A 13203-nucleotide genomic window follows, 5' to 3' on the forward strand; every position below is an offset into this window, starting at 1 on the left:
TCATGTGTCAGGTGTTTTTTATTGATGATGAGGCCGATCTCAGACTCGCTATAGAACAGACCTTTGAACTGGCGGATATCGACGCCAAGTTTTTTGTGGATGCAGAATCGGCTTTAATAGCGATGCAGCAAGGAGAAGAAGCTGGCGTCGTGGTCACTGATATCTGTTTGCCGGGCATTTCTGGTATGGATATGCTGACAACTTTGACTCAACGCGATGCAAACTTACCCGTCATCATGATCACTGGACACGGTGATATTTCCATGGCAGTGCAAGCCCTTCATCAAGGCGCTTACGACTTTATTGAGAAACCTTTTGCGCCAGAGCATTTGGTTGAAACGGTTAAGCGGGCGATTGAGAAGCGCAAACTAACCAATGAAAATGAAAAACTGCGCCTGTCACTTAAAGCCAGTAAAACCCTTGGCCCACGAGTTATTGGTGAAACCTCTAGCATCCAAATATTACGAGAGACCATCACCCAAATCGCCGATACCGACGCCGATATTTTATTGTTTGGTGAAACCGGTACAGGGAAAGAGTTAATCGCTCGTTCTTTACATGAGCAAAGCTCTCGCCGAAACCAAAACTTTGTCGCCGTAAATTGTGGAGCGGTTCCAGAGAACTTAATTGAGAGTGAACTCTACGGCCATGAAAAAGGCGCATTCACTGGCGCCGAAAGCCGTCGTATCGGTAAATTTGAGTTTGCACAAGGCGGCACACTTTTCTTGGATGAGATCGAGTCGATGCCTATCCAAGCCCAAATTCGTTTATTGAGGGTATTACAAGAGCGCGTGATTGAGCGTGTCGGTTCAAATGAATTATTGCCTTTAGATATTCGAGTGATTGCCGCAACAAAGGTCGATTTAAAACACGCAGCTGAAGAAGGTACTTTCCGTCAGGACCTCTATTATCGGCTCAATGTCGTGACCCTGGATCTCCCGCCACTACGCGAACGAAAAGAAGACATTCCCGCCCTCTTTCACCACTTTCTGTTGGTAGCAGCTTCACGTTATGGCAAAAGCTCACCTAGCTTGTCACCCCAAGATCTAGCGCAACTGATGAGCCATGACTGGCCTGGCAATGTTCGAGAACTCAGAAATGCTGCAGAGCGTTTTGTGCTATTGGGTAAGTTAATTCAGTTGGGAGAATCGAACCCAGTTGCTAAGTCTTCCTCAAGCCTTGCAGAGCAAGTGGCGGAGTTTGAGAGAGCAGCCATTGAAGGCGCTTTATTAGAAAACAACGGTAGTATTAAACAGACAATGTGCCAATTGAATGTGCCAAGAAAAACCCTTTACGACAAGATGCAGCGCTACCAAATAAATAAAGACCTTTACAAATAAAACACGTTCAAATAGCTGGCATTATATTCAACTTGAATCATAATTTTTAACAACAGGTTTATCATGGTTGTTACAGATATGAACGAAAAAGTGAGAATACCGATTGTTACAGATACCGTGCTCGTAGACGGTTGCTATCAAGAAGAGAGAAGATTCGGTGAAGAGCGTCGTAAAAATAAAAAGAGGTGGCGACACTATGAACGTCGAATTAATTCAGACCCGCGCAAAACTTGTTACAAGTCAATAGACGAAGAGGTGTGAATTCTCACACCTCTTTCTACTTTCTGGCTTCCATTACTTGGTAATGATCTCCGGCCCCATCAAGGTAGTAGGCAACCAAGTCGAAACCCATGGTACATATGTGACGATAATTAGGAACAAGAACATCACTCCAACCCAGGGTAATGCTGCCTTCACTACGTTCATCATCGACATTTTGGCAACACCAGCGGTCACAAATAAGTTAAGACCCACGGGCGGCGTTATCATTCCTATCTCCATATTCACCACCATCATTATGCCCAAATGAATTGGGTCTATACCTAATGCAATCGCAATTGGGAACACGAGCGGCGCAACAATGATCAACAAGCCTGATGGCTCCATGAACTGACCACCAATCAGCAACAAGACGTTCACCACAATCAAAAAAGTGATTGGTCCGAGACCAGCCGAGAGCATCGACTCGGTGATCATTTGCGGGATCCGTTCTTCCGTTAAAACATGCTTCAAAATTAAGGCATTAGCAATGATGAACAGCAGCATGATGGTGAGTTTGCCCGCTTCATACAGGGTGTGTTTCGTGTCTTTATGAACAAAGGTTTGGAAGATTTTAACGAGCGCAGGTTTAGTGTTTTTCTTGTCTGCAAATGGCCCCATGTCTTTGTATACAAAGTTAGCAATAAAGAATGAGTACACAGCAGCAACCGCAGCGGCTTCTGTCGGCGTAAAGATACCGCCATAGATACCACCAAGAATGATGACGACCAACAACAAGCCCCAGCTTGCATCCTTGGCGGCATCAAAGGTTTCTTTCCAACCGACAAAAGGTTGTTTTGGAAGGTTCTTGATTCTCGCGGCAATGTAAATCGCGATCATCAACATGACACCCGCCAGCAAACCGGGAATCACACCACCAAGGAACATACGTCCAACTGACACATCCGTTGCGGCTGCATACACCACCATCACAATCGAAGGTGGGATCAAAATCCCTAGCGTACCTGCGTTACAAATTACCCCAGAGGCAAACTCTTTTGAGTAACCGTTTTTGATCATACCTGCGATAACAATACTACCTATGGCAACAACCGTTGCAGGTGAGGAACCTGACAACGCGGCAAACATCATACACGCGACAACCGAAGCCATCGCCAAACCGCCGCGGAACCAGCCTACAATGGCAATGGCGAAACGAATGATCCGCTTTGCTACGCCACCCGTCGACATAAAGCTTGAAGCCAATATAAAGAATGGAATAGCCAATAGCGTGTAGTGGCCCGCGAATGCATTAAACAGCGTTTGAGCAACTGATGCTAAAGAGGCATCCGAATGCATTAAAAGGAAAAGAACACTGGAAAGGCCCAGCGAAATAGCAATTGGCACGCCAACCAGCATAAAGCCAATTACCATCAAAAATAGAAATAAGATATCCATGGCTTATTGCTCCTTGTTTTTAGCGTCTTGCGAGGCCTTTGGAGCCATTACGTCTTCAGCGTCACTCATCTCAGCTTTAAGAGATTCGAGCTCTTCCTCCGCTTCATGTCCTGCAATCAAGCGATCGAGCTTACCAGTAGCGATTTGCCACGTGACTTGAACAAATCTAAACGTTAGTAGCGCCATTCCAAGTGGCAAAGCGAAGTAAGGAATAAAACGTGGCAGCTTTTCATAACGCTCTCCCTCATTTAACCAGTCGGCCATGAACTGGAGCATTTCAGGCATTGGAATATCGTCCGTTTCATACCACGCTCGGTCAGTAGCGAACGGATACCAGTAGTTCCAAGCGCCAATTAACAGCAAAATAGAGAAGGCTAAGCAACACATTGCTGCAAAAAGCGCCAGGGCTTTTCGTTTACCTTCCGGAACGATGTTAATAATGACATCGACACCAATATGAAAGTGTTTTTTCACACCATAAGATGCGCCAACCAACACCATCCATGCGAACATGAAAACGGTGAGCTCAAGCGCCCAAAGAATATTGTCGTTAAAGACATAACGAAAGATGACATTGGCAAAGGTCAGCAAGGTCATGGCACCCAAGAAGAAAGCAATCAAAGTCTCTTCAATGGCATCGGTGATTCGTCCAGCCTTGGCAAAAAAAGTCTGTTCCATAATTACATCACGTCGTCTGTAGGGGGAAAGAGCCCCCTCAGTTTGAGAGGGCTAAATGTGCTAGGTGTTATTATTTTTGGTTAGACGCCAAAGCGGCTTCGATTAGGTCAGAACCAATGTCTTTTTCGAACTTCTTCCATACTGGTTGAAGTGCAGTGACCCATTCTTGGCGCTGTTCTGGCGTTAGAGTACGAACCACACCACCTGCTTCGATGATATTGTTCTTATTCGCAAGGTTTACTTTGGTTGACTCAGCATTACGCTGCGCAGTTACCTCTTGAATAATGGTGTTTAACTGCTCGCGCTGATCATCTGGTAAGTTTTTCCAGAAGTCGTTTGACGTCACAACTAAGTAATCCAGAATTCCGTGGTTCGTTTCCGTAATGCCATCTTGAACTTCGAAGAATTTTTTGCCGTAAATGTTTGACCAAGTATTTTCTTGACCATCAATAACCTTAGTTTGCAAGCCGCCGTAAACTTCTTTGAACGACATTTTTTGTGGGTTAGCACCTAGCTGCTCAAACTGAGCAACGAGTACATCAGACGCTTGAACACGGAACTTAAGTCCTTCAGCATCAGTTGGAGAAATGAGCGGCTTGTTGGCTGACATTTGCTTCATGCCGTTATGCCAAAACGCAATGCCTTGTAGGCCACGACGTTTCATTGAATTTTTCAGCTTTTCACCCGCTTCCGAGTTTTGGAAACGGTCAACCGCGTCGACATCATCGAACAAGAAAGGGAGATCGAAAAGGCGGTACTTCTTGGTGAATTTCTCAAACTTAGAAAGAGAAGGAGCAGCGAGTTGAACATCACCATTCAGTAGCGCTTCCAACACTTTGTCATCATCATAAAGAGTTGAGTTAGGAAACACCTGCATACAGACTTTACCGTTCATCTCTTCGTTGACGCGCTTTTCAAGTAACGAAGCCGCGATGCCTTTAGGGTGTTTGTCCGCGTTCGTTACATGGCTAAACTTGATGACCGTTTCACCCGGGTCACAATTTGCGGCAGCATTAAAACTGGTAACAGCAAGTGCAGAGACAGATAGTAGAGTTAGAGGCTTAAACATTATTATTCTCCTTGTTGAATCACATCCCATCCCGTCCATGAGTAACTAGGTGTTAGGCGATGGGTACGGATGTTCAACAAAGAGCAATTAATGGACCATGTTAAAATTTATATATATTTCAATAAATTAACAAAGCCCGTTAACATGAATCCGAAGTGTAACGAGTGAATTCCACCCAAGAAAAAGATATAAATGGGTGGGAAATGACCCATTTATGAAGAACAGCTTATCTCCATTTTCTTCCCCCATTCCGGCGGCAATTTCGCATAATCATCAAACTCGGGTTGCTCATCAAATGGGCGTTTTAACAGTTCGGCCAATCGGTGTAATTCGCTAAAGTCCCCTTCTTCCGCTTTATCAATCGCCAACTGAGCCAAGTAGTTACGCAAGATGTATTTGGGATTGGCTTGACGCATCTGTTTGCAACGCTGTTCGGTTGAAATCAGGCCCCCTAGTTCATCAACCTCTAGCTCACACCGAGCTAAGTACAGATCAAGCCAAGCTCGCGCAGCTTCTCGGTCGAGAAATAAATCGATTACGGCTTGGGAAGGCGCATTATCAAGGTTTGAGAGTGTTCTGAAGAAGCGAGTGTAGTCCGTTTTGTTCTGGTGAAGAAGCTCAAACATAGCTCCAAACAAACGCCCGTCTTCCGCTATCTTAGTTTTTAAGCCCAACTTCTCACGCATGAGGCGGCTGAACTGCTGGCTTAAATGAACTTCAAATTGACTCAACGACGATTCTAAATCTTCTCGTTCAACGAGTGGCGATAACGCATGCGCCAGTGCTGACAGGTTCCAAAGCGCAATTCTAGGCTGTTGATCAAATGCGTAACGACCCTGGTAGTCTGAATGATTACAAATGTATCCCGGCTCATAATCATCAAGAAAGCCAAACGGACCATAATCAAAAGTTTGCCCAAGAATTGACATGTTATCGGTATTCATCACGCCATGCGCAAAACCAAAAGCTTGCCAATATGCGATCATCTCGGCTGTTTTAGTCACGATGGCGTCAAACATCGCGGCATATGGTTTCTCCGCCGATGCACAATCAGCAAAGTGCCACTCAATCACCTTATCCGCCAACAGCTTCTGCTCTGCTAACTGGTTGGTGTAAAAGAAATGCTCAAAGTGACCGAATCGAACATGGGTTTCAGCCATTCGAAGTAACAAAGCGCCCGATTCCGTTTTTTCTCGATAAACAGGTGTATCACTGACCATCATACCGAGAGCACGTGTCGTGGGAACCCCAAGGCCCGCCATGGCTTCACTGCACAGGTACTCACGGATAGTCGAGCGTAATACCGCTCGCCCATCCCCCATTCGCGAGTAAGGCGTTAGCCCTGCACCTTTGAGGTGAAGATCAAACCAAGTACCATCCTGATGCTCAATTTCTGCCAACAGTAATCCACGTCCATCGCCCAAATCTGGGTTGTAAACGCCAAACTGATGGCCTGCATATTTCATCGCAAGAGGACGAAATTGTTCGAATTCACTTAGCCCAGAAAAAACCGCCAATAACTCATCGTTTTGCTCTGCTGGTAAACCAAACTGCTGTGCAAACTCACCATTCCAAGCGACCCAGCGAGTGTTGTCCAAGGGTTGTGGCTCGACCAACGTATAGAACGCTGACGGTAATTGACTAAAGCGATGGGTGAAATTGACCCGTTGCCAAATGGACATGTAGGGTTCCTTAATAAAAAGAAGTACTGTTGTGAGTATACGTGTGAATGTCCCTGTCATTCAGCCATGAAATGGGCATGGGTATTTTGCGTGAATAACGCGAAGGCGGCAGGAAGGTATCAACCTGCCGCAGACCATCTCCTAAACGGAGGTATCATGTAAAAACGATCAAAGGGTTAAGCGGAAAATTCTTCACCCGTTTTTGGTGGCTGTGATGGCGTATCAAAACGAGCGCGTTCGATATCCACTACCGTTTTATAGCTCAACGATAACAATGCCAGCTGGTACGCGCCAAAAATACCATAGGCCACACCGACGAGGCTCAACATAAAGAGATTCGTAAAGTGGCTAAAGATCAGCTGACTGAGCAAGCCCGCACCCAATGGAATTAGTCCCATCAAAATGAATACTTGTTTGTTGTATGGTCTGCTCTGGTTCCACGAACGAAGCAAGCTTCGCGGCTGATGATCCATTGCTGTCGCTGGCAACACAAATGACCATCGCGCCATTACCCAATAGCCAGGAATGCTTGCAATCGTTGTGATAATAGCCATAGCAACAAAGTCGGCTTCACCACTTTCTGCAATGTAGATAAACGACAACACAAAGATCGGGATACCAATAACGAGCATCATCATCAGTCCAAACAGTATCCACCAGCCTATGAAACGGAATTCTCGAGCTGACAAACGACATACATCCAACGCCGAGTGCATGTAATCGCCGACTAAATAAATTCGATGCACACGCACAGCCGCCATAGCGGCAACAAGTGGGTACAAAATAATTGTGACGAAATAAAATCCTGAGACATTGCCTTCTTGAACGTTCGCTTGATCTTGCCCCGTCATTTCAGGATACATAAAAGCAAAAATTGAGTGCACGATAATCAACGGAATACAAGCAATAACAATTGCGAGTAGATTCCTTCTGACCATCACTGCCGCTTCTCGGCATATTTCCGAAACAGAAAAGCCCTCGGTAGACATATAACATCCTTAGTTCATAAAAATCGGCCCCTAGGGTAACCGCAGAGTAGAAAAATCGCTTTAAAAATAATGAGAAACACATCTCATAAGATAATGAGAACGAAACCAAAATAAATCAGATAAAAAATAAGCCACTCAATGTGAGTGGCTTATACCGCAATTCAATACCGTTTTAGACGCGACGTCGCCAGCCTAATGTTGCAAGTAACATCAAAGCCCAATAAGAAACACTGCCGCTACCTTCAGAGTTCTTGAATGTCGTTGTCTTCAAAGAAGCAACAACCGTCACGATAACTTCACCCGTAGCAGTGGCACCATGACCGTCTGAAACCGTATATTGCAGCTTGATGCCGTCAGTAGGGCTATCCGGTGCTTGAAAACGGATTTTGCCATTCTCTACACTCGCACTTCCCACACTCGTTACGTTCTGTACACTTTCTACAACCAGTTTATCGCCGTTCACATCCGAATCATTGCTCGCTACATCAATCAGAATACTTTCACCAACGGCAACGGTCGCCGTATCTGCAAGCGTAAGTGGCGCTGCGTTTTTCATGGTTAAATCGACGGTAGCACTGGACGTTTCATTACTAGGATCAGTCACGGTTAAACGGAATGTCAGAACCTCACCAGCTTTTGCACCTTGAGGCACCGTAAAGCTTGTGCTAACACTGGTGGCATTGCCAAGAGAAACTGAAGTGCCAGCCAACTGCTCCCATTTATAACTCAACACATCACCATCAGCATCCGTACTATTTAACGCAGACAACGTGACTCGCTGCCCAACCGTCATGTCTTTATTATCAACATCAATCACGGCCACTGGCGCTTCGTTGCTGCCAAGCACTTCCACCTGCACATTCACGATTGAAGATGAGTACGCACCATCAACCGACAACAAACGATATTGGAAAGTGTCCAGACCAACGAAGTTAGCTTCAGGTTGGTACTGGTTGCCAGAGATGGTGCCGTGCTCAGGCTTCTGCACAATGTCCACATTGAACTGATACCCTACCGCCATGAAATCATTGTCCATCAGGTTCAGTTTGATTGGCGTATTTTTATTGGTTTGTAACGAATCAGATTTCGCTTCAACCAAGTTGCTCGCATCCACATTTAATAATGCTGCAAACGGAATATAAGAGAACCCGGCTTTTTCTAGACCAAACGTGCCAATCTCACTGTAATCACCAGTCCACATTACAGGTAGGGAGGCTTTTTCAGTTTTTAGCAAGCGACCGAAATCAAAGTTTGCATCAAATTGACCGCCTTCCAATTCAACGACCAATAAATGCTGACCCGCACTCAATTGGCTTGGTTGGGGGAATAAAATTCGAGATGACTTTTGGAAGTTACCTTGCTGTAAAAGCTCAGCGTTGTTTTGATTCAATATTAATCGATAGCCAATGTTTCCAGAAAATGGGAATCGCCAAACTCGATAAGTCATGTCACTTTGAGCGCTATCTCTTTGCGCGTAAAGTTGAAGACCATCAAGCTCTGTATCACTATTCAAGTCCAGTGACACCGCCAGAGTGTTACTCCCACTCGCGTACACATAACCTTGATGAAGAGAGTTCAGCCATGCTGATTTATTTGGTTCGTTTGTATGCTCAAGAGAAAAGCTACCGCCGTTGGTGTTGCTGGCAATGTTGGAAATACGAACCCCAGTATCAAACCCTGTGATCGCTCTCAGACCCGGGGTCGATGTATCTGAAATGACATCGCCACCATTAGGGTATAAATCGTCAGCGTCACTCCTACCATCATTTTCTAACTCATTCAGACCATCAGCCTGCATGATTTGAACCTGCATCGCGCCAACATCATTAAAGCGGTTCTGGACATTGACCGACGTCGCTAGGATACCTTCAGCCGCCAATGCTCGGTCGTAACCGCTAAAGGTGCGATTTTCCAAGTAAATACGTGGACCAAACTCTTTCAAGTACGGGTCGAGATACACCAGCTTGACATCGTCGTTGTTCACAGAAATAGGCGCTGGACTTTCATGAGTTACCGTTGGTACAACAAAGCCAGCAGCGTGTTTGCTCCATGCACTCATGTTCACCGGAGTGTCACCAGCGTATGAATCTCCCGGTTTCTGCGCCCATGAACCGCCACCCATCACGCCCCAAGAGCCGATCGAGGCATCACTGTTCCTTGCGTACAAATCCGGTAAGCCAAGCATTAAGTGGCCAAGCTCGTGTACGATCACGCCCAAGGTCGCTTGATGATCAACTTGATAGTCAGCGAACACACAATAGTCTGTGATCTTTTTACCATCTAGTGTGACATCATCGTGAGAGAATTTGTGCGGCCAAATAGCAGGACGGTTGAGAACCCCTGTTGAACGATCGCCCCCCGCAAAAATAAACATGACAGAGAGTTCTGACGGTTCTACGGTACCATTTTGATTGCTGTCGTAGGCCGAAAGATTAAAGTATGGATCCAGTTTTTGATAAGCCTCGGTGAAAACCGCATTCAACTTGGCGGTGCATGTCTTATCAGTCGAACTAGAGTGACAGTTAGGGTGGCTTTGTGCCACAGTCACATCTATCACACCGTCATTGGCGGTGCCGTAACTCTCAAGTGCAGGAACAACTTTGAATTTACCTTGAGAGTTTTTATCAAAGTAATCCACAACGCTTTGACCATTGGTATTAAATACGCGTTGCTCAAAATCATGCACCATTGCTTGGTCATCAAACGAAACTTGCACAACCAATAGGGGCTGCTGCTTCACCGTTGAACTGCTCATCGCCTGGTAACCTTGCGCCGAACGCAGTAGGTTTTTTCGTGCCATCGGCTCAATGGTTTTTAGAGAAGATAATTGCGGTTTAACTTGTAAATCCGGGCGAAACTTCGCCGACTCAGGTGGCTCACTCGACTGCGTTTTCACCACACCTGTCGAGATCAATATTGGCGTGTCTGACTCGCGCTGAATCCGCGCGAAAAACCAAACGCCGTCTTCCTGAAGTAAGGCATTGCCCTGCTTATCTTCAAACCAGTGGAAATCTGCCGTTCCACGTAGAATTGCCTCACTGGAACTACCATCGCTCAACGCAATAGTATGCCAAACCGGTGATGGCGGAGTAGTTGCCATGCTCTTCCCTGCAAGAAGCGCAGTTAGCATAGCCATGGCGAGTGTGTTGAATTTCAAAGTACGACTCCATCTTTTCGATTCGTTAATTAATACCAAGCACAACAAACACAAAGTAACCCTATGGGCATAGAGTAAGACTGAGTGACTATTGACGAAGGCTGGTATCAATTCGCTCAGATAACACGACGTAGTTTGGTGTCACACTACAAAAGCGTCGGATTCCAAAACGCTGTTATGAGCGTAGCTTCTGAGAATATAAATTGAGTGAATGAATAGTATCGAAACGAAAGGAAGAAGAAATGAACTTCTACGAATTTGTAGGTAAAACTGGGCAACATTCCACATATTCTATAAATGTACGAGCACTGCTATTAATCAATGCTCGTAATGGTCGCGCGGCCATTGTTTAACGCTATATTAACCTGTAAGAACGGCGTCTTCTGGGTATTTGACCAAGGTAGGTTCAGGACGTGCCAACATGTAGGCAAGCGTGAGCGGCCCAATACGACCAATGATCATCACCACGATCATAATGTATTTACCAGGTTCAGAAAGTTCCGCAGTCAAACCGGCGGTGAGCCCCACTGTGGCAAATGCGGAAATGGTTTCAAACATAACTTTATCAAAGCTGGCCTTCTCGGTAAGCATCAATAAAAACATTGCGCTTGTCAGGATGGCTCCGCTCACAACGATAATTGCCAATGACTTAGTCACAGTTTGCCAATTTATGGTTCGCTTAAACATAACCACATGTTTCTTTTGGCGTAAAAAGGTCCACGTAGCCATAAACGCAACAGCAAATGTGGAAACTTTAATACCGCCCCCCGTTGAGGTGGAACCCGCTCCAATTAACATCAGAACAATCATGACCAGTAAGGCCGGCTGGGTAAACAACGCCAAGTCAACACTATTAAACCCTGCCGTTCGCGCACTCGCAGATTGAAAGAATGCCGCCAACCATTGCCCTGTTGCAGGTAAAGACGCCATTGTGTTTGGGTTGCTTCGCTCAAGTAACCAAAACATCATCGTTCCGACTAAGAGCAATATCGGTGTCGCAATCAGCATGATTTTGGTGTGAAGATGCAAAAAGTGGAAACCTTTGCGCCAGTTTAGCCAGATGTCACCCACAACAGTAAAACCAAGCCCGCCAAAAATGAATAGCCCCGCCAGTGTAAAGATAACCAACGGATCATTCACAAAGCTCATCATACTGTCAGAAAACAGCGCGAACCCAGCGTTGTTAAATGCAGAAATTGCATGAAACAAGGCGTAAAACATACCAGTCTGCCAGCCCATTTCAGGGACCCAGCGGATAGAGAGAAAAATAAACCCGACCGTTTCTGCAACAAGCGCGAAAACAACAATCCGCTTTACTAGTCGGTTTAGATTGACTTGCCGATCTTGCCCTAATGCTTCTTTCGCCAGCGCTTGTTGACGCAAACTCAAACGCACGCCGAACATATAGAGTAAGACCGCCGACAAAGTCATCTGCCCCAACCCACCGATTTGCATTAAAAACATCAGCAAGATTTTACCCGCAAGCGTAAAGTGTTGCCCAGTATCGACAACACCAAGCCCTGTCACACTAATAGCGGACGTTGCGGTAAACAAAGCATCCGTTATCGACAGGCCCGTAACAGAAAATACTGGCAAGGTTAGCAATACCGCAGAAGGCAGTAAAACACCGAGAAAACTGAGCAATATAATTCGCGGTTCATTGCCTTTCGCTTTCTCTTGTTTACCATCTGGTGCGTAAAAAACACCTTTCTGATGAAAATACGTCATAGCGATTTTAATTTATTTGCGAGCGCATCTTGAGGGCCGACCACAATAATTAGGTCACCAATTTCTAGTGTGGTATTAAGGTCAGGTGCCTTGGTAATTTCTGGGCCCCGTTTAAACCCTAGCACTTGCACGCCATCGACTTTGCACAGAGCCAAATCACTTAGTGTCTTACCCATCCAACGAGAGCCAATCACAAACTCCGTCATAGCTAAGCCACTGCCTAATGGGTGGAACTCAAGAACCCGTTTATCGAGCATTTTACGCGCGACACGTATCCCCATGTCACGCTCAGGCATGATAATGTGGTCTGCGCCAATTTTTTGCAGAACACGAGCTTGGAAGCGGTCGTTGGCTTTAACCCATACTGACTTTACTCCCGCCTCTTTAGCAATCAATGTCGCAAGAATACTGGCATTGACATCCGCTCCGATGGCAATCATCACCATGTCGTAATCATCAAGTTTGAGCTCAGCAACCGTCTCTTCGTGAGTACAGTTAGCCACAACCGCCTGACTAACAAAACTGGCGGCTTCTTTAACTCTGTCTTCGTTGATGTCAACGGCTAAAACTTGAGCGCCTGAATCTTGTAACTCTTTACACACTGCCAAACCAAATCGGCCAAGACCAATAACGGCGAATTGCTTATCACCTGTTTTCATTTGTGCCCCATCTTATTATGCATTCATTAGCAAGCAAAAAAGTTTGCGCCCATTCCTTACCTTGTGCAAACCTGCGGACAGATAATTGACAAAAGCTTAACGCACCTTGATTCACTTTACGTGTTAAGCGTATGACACTGATTAACTTTTTTCCTCATTACCGAATAGAAACCGTCGCGATGGCTACATAATTGGATGCCTTAAAACGCAAAAAGCCGCAAGAATGCGGCTTTTAGATCATGGGA

10 protein-coding genes are annotated in these 13203 nt (G+C 45.6%); 2 read left to right on the top strand and 8 right to left on the bottom strand.

Annotated elements, in window-relative coordinates; genetic code table 11:
* Positions 1–2 precede the first annotated feature (2 nt).
* Both R7Q46_RS16125 and R7Q46_RS16130 read left to right on the top strand, forming a co-directional pair.
* Positions 3–1340 carry a sigma-54-dependent transcriptional regulator gene (locus R7Q46_RS16125; protein WP_017819922.1) on the top strand — a complete coding sequence of 446 codons (1338 nt, stop codon included), beginning with the start codon at positions 3–5 and terminating at the stop codon, positions 1338–1340.
* 78 nt (positions 1341–1418) lie between these two features.
* Positions 1419–1601, top strand: a complete 183-nt coding sequence (locus tag R7Q46_RS16130; protein WP_021034161.1) for a hypothetical protein — start codon at positions 1419–1421, stop codon at positions 1599–1601.
* A gap of 33 nt (positions 1602–1634) precedes the next feature.
* On the opposite strand, the gene R7Q46_RS16135 is transcribed toward R7Q46_RS16130, so the two are convergent.
* From R7Q46_RS16135 to R7Q46_RS16170, 8 genes are all read right to left on the bottom strand, one after another.
* Positions 1635–2996 carry a TRAP transporter large permease gene (locus R7Q46_RS16135; RefSeq protein ID WP_005382255.1) on the bottom strand — a complete coding sequence of 454 codons (1362 nt, stop codon included), beginning with the start codon at positions 2994–2996 and terminating at the stop codon, positions 1635–1637.
* Between the two features lie 3 nt (positions 2997–2999).
* Positions 3000–3674 (bottom strand): TRAP transporter small permease, encoded by a 675-nt coding sequence (locus R7Q46_RS16140; protein ID WP_005382256.1) that lies wholly within the window; start codon positions 3672–3674, stop codon positions 3000–3002.
* A gap of 70 nt (positions 3675–3744) precedes the next feature.
* Positions 3745–4743, bottom strand: a complete 999-nt coding sequence (locus R7Q46_RS16145; protein WP_017634784.1) for a TRAP transporter substrate-binding protein — start codon at positions 4741–4743, stop codon at positions 3745–3747.
* 212 nt (positions 4744–4955) lie between these two features.
* Positions 4956–6425, bottom strand: a complete 1470-nt coding sequence (locus R7Q46_RS16150; RefSeq protein WP_318077607.1) for a protein adenylyltransferase SelO — start codon at positions 6423–6425, stop codon at positions 4956–4958.
* Between the two features lie 176 nt (positions 6426–6601).
* Entirely contained in the window at positions 6602–7414 is an 813-nt protein-coding gene (locus R7Q46_RS16155) for a hypothetical protein (RefSeq protein ID WP_042524012.1), read from the bottom strand.
* 172 nt (positions 7415–7586) lie between these two features.
* The gene (locus R7Q46_RS16160) at positions 7587–10571 is read right to left on the bottom strand and encodes a M6 family metalloprotease domain-containing protein (protein WP_262647552.1); all 2985 of its coding nucleotides are present in this window, start codon (positions 10569–10571) and stop codon (positions 7587–7589) included.
* 360 nt (positions 10572–10931) lie between these two features.
* Positions 10932–12299, bottom strand: a complete 1368-nt coding sequence (locus R7Q46_RS16165) for a TrkH family potassium uptake protein (RefSeq protein ID WP_025766961.1) — start codon at positions 12297–12299, stop codon at positions 10932–10934.
* A complete protein-coding gene (locus tag R7Q46_RS16170; RefSeq protein WP_005388291.1) occupies positions 12296–12958 on the bottom strand; it encodes a potassium channel family protein in 663 nt (220 codons plus the stop codon). The genes R7Q46_RS16165 and R7Q46_RS16170 overlap by 4 nt, the downstream gene beginning before the upstream one ends.
* Positions 12959–13203 lie beyond the last annotated feature (245 nt).

Source organism: Vibrio sp. 811, assembly GCF_033339195.1.